The sequence below is a fragment of the Neobacillus drentensis genome, assembly GCF_036966985.1.
GTDB classification, from domain to species: Bacteria; Bacillota; Bacilli; order Bacillales; family Cytobacillaceae; genus Neobacillus; species Neobacillus drentensis_E.
The window spans coordinates 1-15,867 of sequence record NZ_JBALSN010000241.1 but is presented as its reverse complement, the minus strand read 5'-3'; the positions used below and the strand labels follow the sequence as shown (position 1 = coordinate 15,867).

Annotated in this window: 16 protein-coding genes and 3 pseudogenes; all 19 read right to left on the bottom strand. The window is 44.2% G+C overall.

Features of this window, described 5'->3' with window-relative positions:
* Window positions 1–811, bottom strand: a pseudogene (locus V7659_RS16300) (HAS-barrel domain-containing protein); the annotation flags it as partial.
* Window positions 812–881: 70 nt separating this feature from the next.
* Entirely contained in the window at window positions 882–1,418 is a 537-nt protein-coding gene (locus V7659_RS16295; protein ID WP_335540886.1) for a F0F1 ATP synthase subunit delta, read from the bottom strand.
* Complete coding sequence (locus V7659_RS16290; protein ID WP_283876720.1) at window positions 1,415–1,945, bottom strand: F0F1 ATP synthase subunit B; 531 nt, start codon at window positions 1,943–1,945, stop codon at window positions 1,415–1,417. Before V7659_RS16290 ends, V7659_RS16295 begins: the two co-directional genes overlap by 4 nt.
* A 98-nt stretch (window positions 1,946–2,043) precedes the next feature.
* Window positions 2,044–2,268, bottom strand: coding sequence for a F0F1 ATP synthase subunit C (gene atpE, locus V7659_RS16285; protein WP_088090203.1), 225 nt, complete (start codon window positions 2,266–2,268; stop codon window positions 2,044–2,046).
* 75 nt (window positions 2,269–2,343) lie between these two features.
* Window positions 2,344–3,057: a F0F1 ATP synthase subunit A gene (gene atpB, locus V7659_RS16280; RefSeq protein ID WP_335540885.1), complete on the bottom strand. Its 714-nt coding sequence runs from the start codon at window positions 3,055–3,057 to the stop codon at window positions 2,344–2,346.
* Between the two features lie 22 nt (window positions 3,058–3,079).
* The gene (locus V7659_RS16275; protein ID WP_335540884.1) at window positions 3,080–3,454 is read right to left on the bottom strand and encodes an ATP synthase subunit I; all 375 of its coding nucleotides are present in this window, start codon (window positions 3,452–3,454) and stop codon (window positions 3,080–3,082) included.
* Window positions 3,455–3,456: 2 nt separating this feature from the next.
* Entirely contained in the window at window positions 3,457–3,681 is a 225-nt protein-coding gene (locus V7659_RS16270; protein ID WP_335540883.1) for an AtpZ/AtpI family protein, read from the bottom strand.
* A gap of 363 nt (window positions 3,682–4,044) precedes the next feature.
* The gene (locus tag V7659_RS16265; protein WP_335540882.1) at window positions 4,045–6,258 is read right to left on the bottom strand and encodes a S8 family serine peptidase; all 2,214 of its coding nucleotides are present in this window, start codon (window positions 6,256–6,258) and stop codon (window positions 4,045–4,047) included.
* Between the two features lie 30 nt (window positions 6,259–6,288).
* Window positions 6,289–7,332, bottom strand: a complete 1,044-nt coding sequence (locus V7659_RS16260) for an NERD domain-containing protein (RefSeq protein WP_335540881.1) — start codon at window positions 7,330–7,332, stop codon at window positions 6,289–6,291.
* A 411-nt stretch (window positions 7,333–7,743) separates the two neighbouring features.
* A complete protein-coding gene (upp, locus tag V7659_RS16255; RefSeq protein WP_283876724.1) occupies window positions 7,744–8,373 on the bottom strand; it encodes a uracil phosphoribosyltransferase in 630 nt (209 codons plus the stop codon).
* 133 nt (window positions 8,374–8,506) lie between these two features.
* On the bottom strand, window positions 8,507–9,748 hold the full coding sequence (glyA, locus tag V7659_RS16250; RefSeq protein ID WP_335540880.1) for a serine hydroxymethyltransferase: 1,242 nt from the start codon (window positions 9,746–9,748) through the stop codon (window positions 8,507–8,509).
* A 283-nt stretch (window positions 9,749–10,031) separates the two neighbouring features.
* Entirely contained in the window at window positions 10,032–10,598 is a 567-nt protein-coding gene (locus tag V7659_RS16245) for a TIGR01440 family protein (protein ID WP_335540879.1), read from the bottom strand.
* A gap of 51 nt (window positions 10,599–10,649) precedes the next feature.
* Window positions 10,650–11,096: a ribose 5-phosphate isomerase B gene (gene rpiB, locus V7659_RS16240; protein WP_335540878.1), complete on the bottom strand. Its 447-nt coding sequence runs from the start codon at window positions 11,094–11,096 to the stop codon at window positions 10,650–10,652.
* Between the two features lie 172 nt (window positions 11,097–11,268).
* Window positions 11,269–11,706, bottom strand: a complete 438-nt coding sequence (locus V7659_RS16235) for a low molecular weight protein arginine phosphatase (RefSeq protein ID WP_335540877.1) — start codon at window positions 11,704–11,706, stop codon at window positions 11,269–11,271.
* A 70-nt stretch (window positions 11,707–11,776) separates the two neighbouring features.
* On the bottom strand, window positions 11,777–12,334 hold the full coding sequence (locus V7659_RS16230) for a manganese efflux pump MntP (RefSeq protein ID WP_335540876.1): 558 nt from the start codon (window positions 12,332–12,334) through the stop codon (window positions 11,777–11,779).
* A 257-nt stretch (window positions 12,335–12,591) separates the two neighbouring features.
* Window positions 12,592–13,636 (bottom strand): annotated as a pseudogene (locus V7659_RS16225) (L-threonylcarbamoyladenylate synthase).
* Window positions 13,637–13,820: 184 nt separating this feature from the next.
* On the bottom strand, window positions 13,821–14,267 hold the full coding sequence (locus tag V7659_RS16220; RefSeq protein ID WP_335540875.1) for a GNAT family N-acetyltransferase: 447 nt from the start codon (window positions 14,265–14,267) through the stop codon (window positions 13,821–13,823).
* 149 nt (window positions 14,268–14,416) lie between these two features.
* Window positions 14,417–15,385, bottom strand: coding sequence for a stage II sporulation protein R (spoIIR, locus tag V7659_RS16215; protein WP_420491267.1), 969 nt, complete (start codon window positions 15,383–15,385; stop codon window positions 14,417–14,419).
* 143 nt (window positions 15,386–15,528) lie between these two features.
* Window positions 15,529–15,867: pseudogene (locus V7659_RS16210) on the bottom strand (peptide chain release factor N(5)-glutamine methyltransferase); the annotation flags it as partial.

Here is a 15,867-nt window from a genome sequence, read left to right as displayed (position 1 = left end):
ATGCTTCACGACCTGGAGGACGACGAAGCAGCAAGGAAAGCTCACGGTATGCAGCTGCTTGTTTAGAAAGATCATCATATACGATCAATACATGTTTGCCAGCATACATAAACTCTTCAGCCATTGATACACCAGTGTAAGGTGCTAAGTAAAGCAATGGAGCAGGTTGTGATGCAGAAGCAGTAACAACGATTGAGTATTCTAACGCGCCGTATTTACGTAGTGTTTCAACGGCGTTACGAACTGTAGATTCTTTCTGACCGATCGCAACATAGATACAAATCATGTTTTGACCTTTTTGGTTCAAGATCGTATCGATAGCAACAGATGTTTTACCTGTTTGACGGTCACCGATAACTAACTCACGTTGACCACGTCCGATTGGCACAAGGGCGTCAATCGCTTTGATACCTGTTTGTAATGGCTCATGAACGGATTTACGAGCCATAACGCCTGGAGCAACTGCTTCCACTGGGCGTGTTTTTGTAGTGTTGATTGGACCCATACCATCAACTGGTTGTCCAAGTGAGTTAACAACGCGTCCAATAAGTTCCTCACCAACCGGAACCTCCATGATGCGTCCTGTACGGCGAACCTCGTCACCTTCTTTGATTTCAGTGAAAGGTCCGAGAATGATAATACCGACGTTATTAGCTTCTAGGTTTTGTGCCATACCCATAACGCCATTTGAAAATTCAACAAGTTCTCCAGCCATTACATTGTCAAGGCCGTGAACACGTGCGATACCGTCACCGATTGAGATAACTGTACCAACATCAGTTACTTGAATTTCCGCCTGATAGTTTTCAATTTGCTTTTTTATCAGGGAACTAATTTCTTCAGCTTTGATGCTCATGAGTTTCACCCCTAATCTTTCGAATCTAGCTTAACAATTTACGTTCTAAACGATCGAGTTTACCTCTTAATGACCCGTCATATATACGATTTCCAATGCGAAGGCGGATGCCGCCAAGCAAGTTGGAATCTACGATATTTTCAATTTTTAGTGACTTTTTGCCAATTTTAGCAGCGAATACAGATGAAATGGCTTCGCGTTCTGCATCCGTTAACGCACGTGTGCTGTAAACTTCAGCTTCGGCAACGCCCATCTCTTCGTTTGCCAACTCTAAAAATTCATTTGCCAAATCAATGATTTGGTCTTCGCGGTGGCGGTCGATTAAGATCAACAGTGTATTCAGTACATTTACATTAACTGATGCGAAAGCAGTCTTAATAATCTCTTTTTTCTTTTCAAGTGAAAGCTTAGAAGAATTTAAGATGGCTTTTAATTCAGGATTGTATTGTACAACTTCTTTCACTACACGAAGTTCTTCTTCAATAACTCCGAGCGAATTCGTCTCTTTTGCAATATTTAGAAGAGCTAACGCGTAGCGCTTAGCTACCATAGAGTTGCTCATCGCTCTTCTCCTGCCTCTTTAATATATTCGTTAATCAGTTGGTCTTGGTCTGCTGCAGTGATTTCTTTTTCAATAACTTTAGAAGCAATCAATACAGACAGAGACGCAACTTGCTCACGAATCGCGGCAACTGCTTTTTCTTTTTGCTGCTCAATTTCAAGTTTCGCTGATTCTTTAATACGGTCAGCTTCAGTGCGGGCCGCTGCGATAATTTCTTCACGCTGAATATCGCCTTGCTTTTTCGCACCTTCAATTAGGTTTTGAGCATCATTACGAGCTTCCTTTAAAAGATCGCGCTGCTCTTGTAAAATCTTTTGTGCTTCTAAACGGCTGTTTTCTGCCGCACTAATTTCATTACCAATATGCTCTTCACGTTGTTTCATGATGCCCATTAACGGACCCCATGCAAACTTCTTGAGCAAGGCTAACAAAACAATAAAAACGATGAGCTGGAAGAAGATATCTCCAGTATTAATGTGGCCGCCGCCTTCAGCAGCAGTCGCTAAAACAAAACTGTTTGTTAACACCCTGGGTTCACTCCTTTCAAGAGTTGCTTAACGATAGAAAAAACACATAAATGAATGGCGAGGATTGGTTGATCATCGCCACTGAATTTTCGTTACTATTATCGGTTTAATACCATGAACGCGATAACTACCCCGATAATCGGTAATGCTTCAACTAACGCTACCCCGATAAACATTGTTGTTTGTAGTAAACCACGATGTTCTGGTTGACGAGCGATACCTTCTACTGTACGTCCTACGATAAGACCGTTACCAATACCTGCTCCTACTGCTGCTAAACCGATTGCGATTGCTGCTGCTAAAACACCAATTGATCCTGTCATTACTTTTTTTCCTCCTTAAATGTATGAAACATAAATTATTTTTTTATATTGTTCATAAAAATGAACGGTGTATTATTAATGGTCGTGACTCACTTTATGAGCCAAGTAAACCATTGTTAACATTGTGAAAATATAAGCTTGAATGGTACCAACGAAAATAGAGAACCCTTGCCATACCATTGTCAGCGGAATCGCTGCGATCGTACCGGCAATACCTTGATGCGCTAATCCTGTTGCTAATAGTGATAAAAGCAACTCACCAGCGTAAATGTTACCATATAGACGCAGACCAAGAGTCAGCGTATTGGCAAATTCCTCAATGATTTTCAAAGGGAACAAGAATTTCATCGGAGCGAAGAACCCTTCTCCATAACCCTTTGCACCTTTTAACTTGACGCCATAATAGTGGGATAGTCCCAATACCATAACCGCTAGTGTTAAAGTGATGATCGGATCGGCTGTTGGTGATTTCCACCAAAGCTTTTCATCAATCACGATTGCAAATGGAAGACCTAACATATTGGATACAAAAATATACATAATTAATGTAATACCAAGGATGTGGAATCTCCCGCCTTCTTTCCAGTCCATTGTGCTGTTGATGATCCCTTTCACAAAGTCCATCACCCATTCAAAGAAGTTTTGCATCCCTGTAGGTTTCATTGCCAACTTCCGTGTAGAAAGGACTGCTATTAAGAAAACGATTAAACTAGCAATCGAAATCATCAGCATGTTTGCGCCATTAAACCAAAGACCCATAAATTCAAACTCTGGAACTTCATGATGCATGTAAACTCACCTCGCTTCCGCTTCATTTATGTACATGCAAAGCATGGTAAAAATAATCTATCATAATGACAATATAGGATGTCATTAGCCCTACCACTAAACTAATCATATTGAATTGCTCTGGGTATCTTAAGGCGATTAAGGCAGCAATTCCAGCCATCGCCATTCTAGAGAGCGACCCTAAGGACTTAGGTTTTTTACCCTCTGTTACCTTTTTATCAAAACTTTCCGTCTTTCTAACCAAGATCCACAGATTCAGATAACTGAAGCATGTCCCAAGAATCAGTCCTAAAAATACGGTTTGAAAAGAAGTGAAGCCCCAGCCTAGAACATAAATGGACAACAAGTAAAAAATCCATTTGCGCTGCCTGTTGTACATAACTCTGAAATCTGGCATAGTTATTTTTCTCCTGAATAGAAATGGCGGATTGATAGAAGCATGGAATAGGTGCCCGCTGCAAGACCGATGAGCAGTCCGATTATTAAGAAAATTGGCTCGGTGCCCCAATGACGATCCAGCCATCTGCCTGAGAAAATACCTATTAGAATGGAACCTACTAATTGGGAGACGATTGCGGACATTAAAGCCATAGCTTGAAATGGATTGCGGTTGTTTTTACGCATATAAACACATCCTCACTCTGGAGAGAATGTCAAGCGGGCAATGGTAAAAATTCATAGCCAAAATACTATCGTTAGATAGATTTTTTCACATGAAAACCCTATCATTTACACCCTTTGTTAGCATACAATAGCGCCCTGTCAATGTCAATGAATTTACGTGAATTATGCCACAAACTATTCGCTGAATTTTTTTCCATATCAGAACTTTATCCAACATCCCTATTGTATTGTAAAATGTGAAGGAAATTTGCCCATTTTGTGTCTATTTTGTGAACGTTTAGAATTATACTAATGGTACAATTTTATGAACTTTTATTATGGTTTATAAAAATAGTGGACCACGCCCAGGAAAGGGCATGGTTGTTATTCCTGTGTTTTCTCAATTGTGATCATCCGCTCGAGAAAATCCTCTTTATTCGCTTTTTTTGCAAAAACCTTCACCAGATAGGATCCTTCCCGTGGAAGCTGTTCGGTCGGAATGTCCCTGTGAATTAGTCCCTTTTTCACATTGGTAATCGTATCTAAAAAGCCGACAAAGCGGTAATCCTCCGGGTTAAACAACGCAATCCCAAATTCCTCTGCTCCCCCTGGCAAATATACCTCATAACGATACTGCCCCGGTTTGTCGCCATTCGTAAAATCAAAGCCCATCACGCGCGGATAGTTCGGCTCCTCCAACACATAAAGATAAGGAATGCGCACGGCTGCCGCTCCCGCTTGAAGCTTGAGATAGCCGTCATGAATTTTCCCCTTAAACACGTTCGGGTCAACCGTTAACTCCACAGTGATGTCTTTCGTTTGTTTCGGTTCAAGCGTAAACGATAACGGCAGCCGCCAGTGGAGCCCATCGACGTGCGGCGGGATATCGAAGGAATAGCGGTGGGTGCGCGAACCCGTATTTTCTACATGGAGGTAGGCTTTCTGGACATCACTCTGCTCGGTAAATTTTCCAAAGCGGATACTGCTAGGCGATACGAGTGTGTTCGCTTTAACCGCTTCATCGACTTGAATGCGGCCGGCGCCCTGTTCAAAGGTGCGGTAATAGCTTTGGCCAGGATTCACTGCCTTGCTTGATTTAGCCAGAGGAATCGCCGTATTCATTAGAGCCGCTTTGATCTGCACCGGCGTCCATTCAGGGTGGGCCTGCTTGATTAACGCACAAGCCCCCGCGACATGCGGTGCGGCCATACTCGTCCCCTGCAACGAGAGGTATCCGCCCGGAATCGTTGAATTAATTGCCACCCCGGGGGCGACAATATCTGGCTTGATTTCCCATGTCCCTGTCACTGGGCCGCGCGAGCTGAAGTCGGCGAGCTGGTCCCGATCTTCACTGACCACGACTCGTGCAGAGGTCGTTTGTTTTTTTATTTCTTTTTGTAAAATAACTCCGTCACCCTTCGCGAGTGCTCCGACAGGGATGGTCAGCTGAGAGTCCAGGTTTCCCATGAAGCGGCCCCCGCTGATATTATTGTAGATCAACACCGCTTTTGCCCCCGCTTTCTGGGCATTTTCCGATTTTTGTGTGAAAGTTAAGATGCCCCGTTGGATGAGAACAATTTTCCCATCGACGTCTTTCAGTTCATCGGGTCGGCCAAGACCCCCATCGGCTAAGTCTGCGGAACGGTCGAGGTTCCACGTGGCCGAGCCCTCCATCGGCTCAATTTGGAATTGTTCCCGACTTCCTTCTATAGATATGTATGGTGTCTCGAGGGTTGGCGTCGATGCCCCCACCGAGATCGCTTTTGAGGCCGTCCCTGGTGAACCGACGCTCCACACATTTGGCCCGGAATTCCCTGAGGCGGCCACTGCCACGATGCCGCGGTCGACCGCACGGTTAAGAGCAAGGCTGATTGGCAGGTCAGGTCCGTTGATATCATTTCCGAGGGAAAGATTGACAATGTCGACTTTATCCTTGATGGCTTCTTCTATCGCGGCAAGCACCTGCTCTGTCGTTCCGCCCCCGCCCGGCCCAAGCGCCCGGTATGCCACAATTTTCGCCTCCGGGGCGACGCCCTTTATTTTTCCATTGGCCGCAATGATGCCCGCGACATGGGTCCCGTGAATGGTCGCCTTACCGAGGGCAAGCGTCTCCATCGGGTCGCGATCATTGTCCACCAAATCGCGGCCGCCGGCATAGTTGCGCTTGAGGTCAGGATGCGTATAGTCGACACCCGTATCAATTACTCCCACCGTGACCCCTTTACCGGTAAGCCGTTGATTTTTTTTATCGAAAAGGCTGCGGACTTCCTCCCCGCCGATAATCTTCACACTCTCCTCGGTTTCAGCCTGGTACTGAATGACCGGTGAGACATTGGTGATTTGTTTCCGGCTGGTTGTTGCGAGTTTGGCGAGTGCTTCGGCGCTGCCTTGGACGGAGAAACCATCTAGGGCGTCGTGATAGACTCGGCGCAGCTTGATGTCTTTGTATGGTTGAAGGAGCTGCCGGATTTGCTGTTCAGTTTGTGGTTTGTCCAGAATAATAATGGCGGTAGTTTCCTTTGTGTTTTCAGTAATAGAAGGATGAATGAGTATTTTAGGAGTTTGAAAAGCTAGCAGTAAAGCAAGTAGAAGTTTCATTAGCAGATTTCCCCTTTTTCCATATCGTTTTCATTGAGGGAGGAAAGTATGCGTGTCATTTTGTTGGGATCGTATATTCATTGATTCCCTTTTCATCAAGTGGGCACAAGAGTTGATTTTCGAAAGGGTGTATTTTGTCCCTCGTTTTGATCCGGACGATGGGAGGTTGAGCGACCGCAGTTGATGCCCTGCGATGAAGGGGGAGTTAATGTGCAAAAATTCAGCGAACTGTTTCCTGGTTATTGTCGGTCCTAACAAGAGGAAATAATCATCGACCGTCGGAAAAAAAGCAATTTTAGAGGAATACCCACAAATATGGCAGTTCCACTTAGCTGAATAGAATGCCATCGCACCGGTTGGGCACTTAGGGCATAACACCCCTGTGCTAATATCATCTTTGGATAATTTATAGGCTTGGAGAATATCAGGAATAGGAGTTTGGTGATGGGCTAAAAGGAGGTCGACTAACTGCGCGAGTTTCCTTTTACTAAAGGCAGGTTTTTGGTGCTTGCATTCCATTTCTTCGATTTTATCCAAGAGTGATTCCGCGTAAATGACATCATTAAAAATTTGTAGATTGTCTGGCGTTGTTTCTATTCTAGTGGTTGACTTACTGATAATGACCACTCTTTCGATTGGCAGCCCGAGCAACTGCATTTTTCTTAGCCAATTGACGAACTGTATTTGCTGCCTCTTGACCTGAAGGACCGGATTCGAAATGCCCTCCTCTTCATTATTGAATTCTTTTGTAACATGATTGGACTCCTTGTGAAAAATCAACTTCGTCGATAAATTTTTCACTTCCCCCATAAAGATAAACCGTGTTGAAAGGACCACCAAATCGATTTGGAAGGGTTTCTTATCAATTAACCGCAGGCCATGAAAAATGTAATATTGATCCTCGGGCAAAAGCGAAAGATAGTAGCTGCATTCCTTCTCGCCGTAGTATCCCTTCAGCCACGATTTTAGATCGCGCTCGATTGTAGGCCTGATTGGATGATTTTTCGGCAACCTGCGCAGCAGCGCCATACACTGGTAAGCTTGAATTGGTAATTGTAATTCTAAAACGACCATGAAATTCACCTCATATTATAGTTTCAGGGGTAATTTCTATTAAATGGTGTGATTTCCTACTTAAAAATTAAGGACAAATTTTGAATTTTGATGAATTTGAGCTTCTTAAGGTCCTATTTCGAGTTTTTTTGTTCCTTAGTAATTTTAAAATTGCCCTTTTTAAAGTTTTGTACGAAAAACTGATGGTTATGTGCAATTTGGGATAGGTTTTGTGCAAATTTAAGAAGTTTTGTACAAATTTTAAGAGGTTTAGTACAATTTTTAAGGTGTTTTGTACAATTAGACATTTTTTACCAGGAAACAACCTAATTTTGAAAAATAAACTGGGTTCCAAAAAACCTTTTAATTACCTCTTTTAATAAAACCCCAAAAAAAAAGCCGAGTAAATTCTCGACTTTTTCAAAAAGGATCCTATTTCGTACCAAACAACCGGTCTCCAGCGTCACCTAGACCTGGGACGATGTAGCCGTGGTCATTTAATTTCTCATCTAATGCAGCGATATAGATATCGACATCAGGGTGGGCTTCCTTGACTGCATCTACGCCTTCTGGTGCCGCAATTAGACACATAAATTTAATATGTTTTGCGCCGCGCTTCTTCAGGGAGCGAATTGCTTCAATCGCCGAACCGCCCGTTGCCAGCATTGGGTCCACCACGATGAAATCACGCTCTTCGACATCACTCGGCAGCTTAATATAATATTCAACCGGCAACAATGTTTCAGGATCGCGGTAAAGACCGACATGGCCTACTTTCGCAGCTGGGATCAATTTCAAAATACCGTCGACCATTCCAATTCCCGCACGCAAGATTGGTACAATCCCGATTTTCTTACCGGAAAGCACCTTGGATTTCGCTGGACAAACAGGTGTTTCGATATCGATATCCTCAAGTGGCATATCCCTTGTAATTTCAAACGCCATCAGCGTGGCAACTTCATCAACAAGCTCGCGGAACTCCTTTGTTCCAGTGTTTTTATCACGTATGTAAGTTAGTTTATGTTGAATTAATGGATGGTCGAATACAAATACCTTGGCCACTATTATCGCCCCTTTTTTTTAATTAACAAACACTTCGTCTCATTTTACAGAAAAATAATCCATTGAGCAAATCAGAATAATTAGTTAGATTTTTCAAAAAAAATCGGCCCGCTAGAGGCCGATTCTTAGATGTTTAATACTCTGGATATAGGGTAAATTTGCTTGTTAAAGCTTCGACACGTCCTGCTGCTTCCTCAAGCTTCGCTGCATCTTCATGGTTTTTCAAGGTAAATGCAATGATGGATGCAATCTCGTCCATTTCCGCTTCAGCAAAGCCACGGCTTGTAACTGCGGCTGTTCCAATACGGATACCGCTTGTTACGAACGGGCTTTGTTGGTCAAATGGAATCGTGTTTTTATTCACTGTGATCCCAATTTCATCAAGGACCTTTTCAGCAACCTTGCCAGTTAATCCAAGTGTCGTTACATCCACTAACAAGAGGTGGTTGTCCGTACCGCCGGATACTAACTGCAAGCCTTCCTTTTGAAGACTATCAGCTAGGCGCTTCGCATTCGCAATAATTTGGCCCGCGTAATCTTTAAAGCTGTCCTGCAACGCTTCGCCAAAAGCAACGGCTTTAGCAGCGATAACATGCATCAATGGACCGCCTTGAATCCCAGGGAAGATGGATTTATCGATTTTCTTGCCAAATTCCTCTTTGCATAGGATCATCCCGCCGCGTGGGCCGCGTAATGTTTTATGCGTTGTTGTAGTCACGAAATCCGCATATGGAACTGGGTTTTGGTGCAAACCTGCCGCAACAAGACCGGCGATGTGTGCCATATCGACCATTAAATACGCGCCAACTTCATCAGCAATCTCACGGAACTTTGCGAAGTCGATCGCACGCGGGTAGGCACTCGCCCCAGCAACAATCATTTTTGGCTTGTGTTCAAGAGCTTTGGCACGAACGTCATCGTAGTTAATGCGGTGAGTTGTCTCGTCCACACCATATTCGACGAAGTTATATTGAACACCACTGAAGTTAACCGGGCTGCCGTGAGTTAAGTGGCCGCCGTGGGATAAGTTCATTCCAAGGACAGTGTCGCCTTGCTCAAGAACTGTGAAGTATACTGCCATATTGGCTTGGGCACCTGAGTGCGGCTGCACGTTCACATATTCCGCACCGAAAATTTCCTTCGCACGGTTGCGGGCTAAATCTTCGACGATATCGACATATTCACAGCCGCCATAATAGCGTCGGCCAGGATAGCCTTCTGCATATTTGTTCGTTAACACAGAGCCTTGTGCTTCCATAACTGCTTCGCTAACAAAGTTTTCTGAGGCAATTAATTCAATCTTAGAGCGTTGACGACCTAATTCTTTTTGAATCGCTTGAAAAACCTGTTCATCCGCTTGAGGCAAATGCTTCATGACAAAAAATCCCCCTTATATGTAAGTGACTACTATTAACAATTTCGAAAATTCTTTTTTATTTTAGCATGAAACACTCATAAATTAAAAGAGAAACATTTTTCGGTTTTTAATTATTTTTTTCACCCATATTGAACCTTTTTACCTATACAGACAGTAATTCCCGAACAAAAATTATATTTTTAAATATAACTTTCGTGTTTCACTTCAAACCTTTTCTATTCTATTAAAATTTACCAGCTAATAGTGGTGCCTGACACCCAATTGGGAGTCACCACAAAATTTATGTACAGCTTAAATTGTCGGTTTCGCGCTCATATACAGCCCGTGCTCCGCCAATTAGTTTCGGACGTACTTTGGCGAGCGTGACATGTGCTTGGCCGATCTTTTTTTGCGTCACGCGGACAGGGACGGCAACATGTTTTAGATGCATGCCAATCAAGGTATTTCCTATGTCGATTCCGGCATCTGCCTTAACGTACTCCACTACGACTGCATCCTCCATCGCCCCAAAGGCATAGGTTGCCATTGCCCCGCCTGCTTTTCGGACAGGGACAACCGAAACCTCATCGAAGCGCTTGGCATCTGCCACCGCACGTTCGATGACCAAGGCTCGATTTAAATGCTCACAGCATTGGAACGCCAGTTCAATACCCGTGTCCGCTTGAAGTTTTTTCAAGCCGCAAAAAATTATTTCAGCGACTTCGACTGTCCCAGAGGTTCCGATTCGCTCCCCGATCACTTCACTAGTGCTGCAGCCGATCACGAGCAGCTGCCCTGGTCTCAAATCGGCCTGTTCTTTGAATTCTGTTAAAATTGCTTCCAGCTCTTTTTCACATTCTTGAATCATACGCCTTCCCTCCCCTAACAGATTTCGCGTTCGACTCCTGATCAAAATGAATTAAAGGTGCTTATCCTCGTATTCGCCAATTTTTCCAACTCGGCCAGCATGGCGGCCGCCTTCGAACTCACCTGTCATCCAGACTTGAGCAATATCACGGGCTAAGCCAGGGCCAATGACGCGTTCGCCCATTGCTAAAATATTGGAATCATTATGGGCACGGGTTGCTTTGGCACTAAATGTATCATGAACCAGTGCACAGCGAATCCCTTTCACCTTGTTGGCCGCAATGCTCATGCCAATGCCCGTCCCACAAATCAGAATGCCGCGGTCAAATTCGCCCTTCGCCACTTTTTCTGCAACCGGCAGTGCGTAATCTGGATAATCGACAGATGTTTCACACTCACAGCCAAAATCTTGATATTCAATGCCAAGCTCTACGAGTAGGTTGGCGATTTCTTTGCGAAGATTAACCCCGCCATGGTCTGATGCTAAAGCTACTTTCATAAAAAAATCCCTCCTGTTTTTCATTTTTCTATTATGTATGTCCCAGCGCAGCACCCGCAACAAACAGGCGCTTCCGCTCTCCTGATTTATTTTGACATACCCTCACCGAAATAGAAAGTTCCTGTTAAAAAATAAACGCCCTCTTCTAAAGAAAGAGAGCATTCATCAAGTATTACTTTAGTTTTCCAATTGCCTTGTCAATTAATTCATTTAATTCACGAAAGGTTTGTTCATACATCGCCAGGGATCCGCCATAAGGATCAACCACATCAGGATTAAAACTTTCTCCGCTGTATTCCTTTAAGGTAAAGACCTTCGTACCCACTTCCGGATATTGCTGGAGAATCGCCATCTTGTGTGAGGATGTCATGGTGAGGATGAGGTCGGCCCAATCGACCTCGTCACGGGTTAACAAGCTGGAACGGTGATTATGGGCGATTCCATTGTCGTAGAGCACCTTTTTCGCATGTGTGGATGCCTCACTACCGTTCGCAGCATAGATTCCAGCTGATCTCACTTCGATCTCATCCATTTGTTTATTTTTCAAAATTGCTTCAGCCATCGGACTTCTGCAGGTGTTTCCTGTGCATACAAATAAAATGCGCTGCAATGTGTGTACCTCCTCATTGAAAGATTCTTATGTAAATGATTTTACCATAGGCAGGCCGATGATTTCTTCCTTACAAGAACGGGGCGAGCAGCTTTATCCCAAACGCAAGGAGAATCGCACCGCCAATTGCTTCACTATATGCCCCAACCCAGCCCTGCATCTTTCGGCCGAGCAGTAATCCTAACCACGTTTGCACGGTCGCCATGATACCAAAACAGATAATCACCATGATCGTTTTCGCACCATAAATGCCTAAAGTAAGTCCAACAGAAAAACTATCCAGGCTTACACTCAAGGCAAAGATCAACAAGCCAAAGCCAACCGGGGAAATGACCTTCTCCTCCCCCTTTTTAAGGGTCGACCAGACCATTTGTATACCGAGCAAAATCAGCAGAAAACCGCCGATAAAGGTTGCAAACGCACCAAACTTCTCTGATAAAAATTTTCCCGCTATTAAACCCAAAAGCGGCATCCAGACGTGGAATAGGCCAATCGTTATCCCGATATTGAATATTTTCTTAAGCCGAAGTTTGTACATTCCCATGCCAAGCCCGACTGAAAATGCATCCATCCCTAGCGCAAACGCCATTAGCATCAAAGTTATTAATTCACTAATCATTTCAGACATTCGGACTCCGCCCCCTTGGACTAACTAACCTAAGCATATGCACGTCCAAACTATTTTAGAAGTCATATTGGAGAACTAGAATCCCCCTCACTTACATCTATTATACGGCTTATCCCACCCTTCTAATTCCAAAATTTGTTACAAAAATGCCGATTGGTGCCTGACACCCTTTCCAACGTCTCCGTGTGATTAATGGTGCCTGACACCACAAAAAAACCACCGGCCTCCCTTTTAATAGGGCGAACCTGGTGGTTATGCTATTCTGTAATTAATTTATTTCCCGCTGCCTTCTGAAGGCGGTTCATGATGGCATGTCCGACACCTGTGTTCGGAAAGACTTCACTATAGATGACATCGACCTTCTCCAGATTAAATCTTCGTAACGTGTCATAAAGTGAGGCTGCCACTGTCTCAAGCTCAGCCCGTTTCCCGCACGTAAGCACCACATCGGCCTCGAACAACCGGGCATTCTCTTCCGTAGTCAGCACTCCGACTCGTAACCCCTCCTGCCGCTTTTCTTCTACTAATCCTTGAAGAAATTTCGTGGTGCCTGACACCATAAAAAGCGGGGCGTTTGGAGCATAGTGGCGGTATTTCATGCCTGGCGCTTTCGGCCGCGCCGCTTCATCGGTTAACGCAGCATCAACATGAACTTCACCAACAACGGATTTGAGCTGCTCTTTCGTTACCCCGCCCGGCCGCAAGATCACCGGTATCTCCTCCGTGCAATCGACCACCGTTGATTCCACGCCAATTCCAGTGGGGGCCGCCGTCAATCACACCCGCAATTTTTCCATTTAAGTCGTCCAAAACATGTTCGGCAGTTGTTGGACTGGGTTTGCCTGAACTGTTCGCACTCGGTGCCGCAATCGGCAATCCACAACTTTTCAACAGTGCCAGCGCAACAGGGTGGTCAGGCATCCTGACCGCAACCGTCGCTAAGCCTGCTGTTGCAGTTTCTGAGAGAACGCCTTCTATCCTTTTAAAAATAATCGTCAACGGTCCCGGCCAAAAAGCTTCTATTAATCGTTCCGCTTTCTCAGGAACTTCAGCCACAAATGCCTTCAACTGATTTTTATCCGCAATGTGGATAATCAGTGGATTATCACTCGGCCTGCCTTTCGCGGCAAAAATCTTTTCCACCGCCACATCACTTTCGGCATTCCCGCCCAAGCCATAAACCGTCTCCGTCGGCAAGGCAACCACTTCGTTATCCCGTAAAAAATTTGCTGCATCCACAACTTGTGGATTATTTTCAAGATTATCCACATACTTATCCACTTTCCAGACTTTCGTGTTCATAGTTATCCACCTTTATCTCAAACGAGTCTACTAGCGAAATTTGGCGAATTTAGTCACCTAGACTCATATTTTTCACTTAATACGTTTGAAAGTATAAAAGAAGGTGTGCATAAATACAAGTCTTATCCACAAATTGTGCACAACTTCCGTGAAAAAGTGGATAACTTTGTGGATATATCCACAATTATAATGAAAATTTTAAAAATAGTGAGTTATCCACATTTAAAACGTGTCGAATATGTTCTGACTGATAAAATTCGCTAGGTAATTCTTCCCGGCGGGCTCTCTGAAAGCCCATTAACTCAAAAAACGGTAAGGCTACGCTCTTATTAGTTGCCAAAAACAAACCTTTCATCCCTTTTTCTTTCGCCAATTGCACCATTTGATCAAAAAGAACGAAGATTTCCTTCTCAGCTTGTCCAGGTGACACCACGAGGGAACGCAACAAACCAACTTCCGTGAACGCCTCCATCCCCAGCGACCCCTTTAAGGTCCCGCCTTCATCTTCTAACAACAAAAAATAGTCGATCGAGTCATCATTTAATCCATCCGTCCCCAGGTTCGCTCGCGATAAAAACGCTCGTAAATTGTCTAAGTCTTCTTTTTTAGCCCTGCGAATCAATGCCTGCATCCTATCATCCACCTCTTTTTCAGATTCTACTCTATGAATATGGATGAAATAGAAAAAATAGAACCGCTAGATTCGGGAATCTAGTAAATTTTATTCAAAATATGCACAGCACAGCACAACAAAAAACCAGCTCCACGATTGGAACCGGCCTAGTTAAACAACTTCTCCCACATCTCTACCACGAAAAACTTCACTTCTACCGGCTTTTCATCCTCTGCCGTATAGACAGGCGCCTCACTTTTAGCCACTTTCACCGACTCTCCTTCATCCTCTACCTCTAACACATTAAACACAGGCGCCGCTTTTTCAATTGGTCTCTCCGGCTTCTTCACAACTTGATCTTTTTTCTCAACAACTTTTTCTTTCTCCGTTGCAACTGGTTCGTGCTTCACTGCTTCTGTTTCTTCCTTCACTGCTACTTTTTCATGCTTCACAGTTGCTTTTTCTTCCTTCACCACGGTTTCCTCGTTGACCCTAGCGACTTTTCTCTTAGACTCAGCCTTAACCTCTTTTTCTTCATCCTTCACCGTCTCAGCCTGTTCTTTTACCTTTTCCACCTTTACCTTCTGCTTTTCCGGACTTACTGTTTTTGCCTTCGCCTTCTTCTCTTCAAACCCATCACTTACAGCCACACCATTTGAAAAATCAAGGAAGCATAATGGCGGATAAAGCACACACCACCAGTTCGCCCCTTCACCTGAACCTAAGGTAATCAAAATCGCTTGATACTCTCCTGCTGGATATAAAAATTGACCATATAATTTCGTTGGAAACTGAACTTTGCCAAATTCGACCTTCACGGATTGTGTTGACCCTTGATCACGAACCACTTTTTCCGAAATCGCTTGAATCTCAGGAAGCTTCGCATTGATGACCTTTCTTGCCTCTTCCATCGAAGTTAAATCCTGTACCCACAGTGTAATCTGCGCATTCACCGCATCGCGTACCTTCCGTTTAATCGCCTGGTCCTTTTCAAAATCACTATTGGCAAGAATCCTTAGCCGAATCGCTTCTCCAGGAATCACAATCGACTCCTTCTGTGCTGCTTCCGTCTTTGGCATATATAAATTCAACATCGTCCCAAATGATAAAACGATAAGATATCCCCAAACAATCATTTTACTTTTCAATTCAAGCACCGTCCCTTCGATATCTTCATTTTGGACAAAATGCCAGAATCTTAAACTATTAAATTTTGATATTTTTCAGAGATTCATGTTGGCAATTTTCATGGCGGCCTTTAAAAAAAAGGCCTCGGAAACTAATCTCCGAAGCCAATTTCAGCAAACACCATCCGGTCCTTGCCATTAATATCATTCACAATCTCTACCTTCGCACCAGCAAAAGTCTTTTGCAAAAGCTCTGCTACCGCTTCGCCCTGACCGGCCCCAATCTCGAAACCAACCAGCGCGCGCGTCTCTAACACCTGCGGCAGCTCGGCCATAAAGCGGCGGTAAAAATCCAAGCCGTCCGTCCCCGCAAACAACGCCCGGTGAGGCTCATGCTCCGTCACAACTTCCGACATCGTCGTGATATCCCCGAGCGGAATATAAGGTGGATTCGAGAGAATCACATCAAACCGAACCCCACTCTCCAAAAA

Coding starts and splice junctions, on each gene's coding strand:
- V7659_RS16295 (WP_335540886.1), bottom strand. CDS start 1,418: ATGAGCAACTCTATGGTAGCTAAGCGCTACGCGTTAGCTCTTCTAAAT.
- atpE (WP_088090203.1), bottom strand. CDS start 2,268: ATGACAGGATCAATTGGTGTTTTAGCAGCAGCAATCGCAATCGGTTTA.
- atpB (WP_335540885.1), bottom strand. CDS start 3,057: ATGCATCATGAAGTTCCAGAGTTTGAATTTATGGGTCTTTGGTTTAAT.
- V7659_RS16275 (WP_335540884.1), bottom strand. CDS start 3,454: ATGCCAGATTTCAGAGTTATGTACAACAGGCAGCGCAAATGGATTTTT.
- V7659_RS16270 (WP_335540883.1), bottom strand. CDS start 3,681: ATGCGTAAAAACAACCGCAATCCATTTCAAGCTATGGCTTTAATGTCC.
- V7659_RS16265 (WP_335540882.1), bottom strand. CDS start 6,258: ATGAAACTTCTACTTGCTTTACTGCTAGCTTTTCAAACTCCTAAAATA.
- V7659_RS16260 (WP_335540881.1), bottom strand. CDS start 7,332: ATGGTCGTTTTAGAATTACAATTACCAATTCAAGCTTACCAGTGTATG.
- glyA (WP_335540880.1), bottom strand. CDS start 9,748: ATGAAGCATTTGCCTCAAGCGGATGAACAGGTTTTTCAAGCGATTCAA.
- V7659_RS16245 (WP_335540879.1), bottom strand. CDS start 10,598: ATGATTCAAGAATGTGAAAAAGAGCTGGAAGCAATTTTAACAGAATTC.
- rpiB (WP_335540878.1), bottom strand. CDS start 11,096: ATGAAAGTAGCTTTAGCATCAGACCATGGCGGGGTTAATCTTCGCAAA.
- V7659_RS16230 (WP_335540876.1), bottom strand. CDS start 12,334: ATGTCTGAAATGATTAGTGAATTAATAACTTTGATGCTAATGGCGTTT.
- V7659_RS16220 (WP_335540875.1), bottom strand. CDS start 14,267: ATGCAGGCATTGATTCGCAGGGCTAAAAAAGAAGACTTAGACAATTTA.
- spoIIR (WP_420491267.1), bottom strand. CDS start 15,385: ATGATTGTTTGGGGATATCTTATCGTTTTATCATTTGGGACGATGTTG.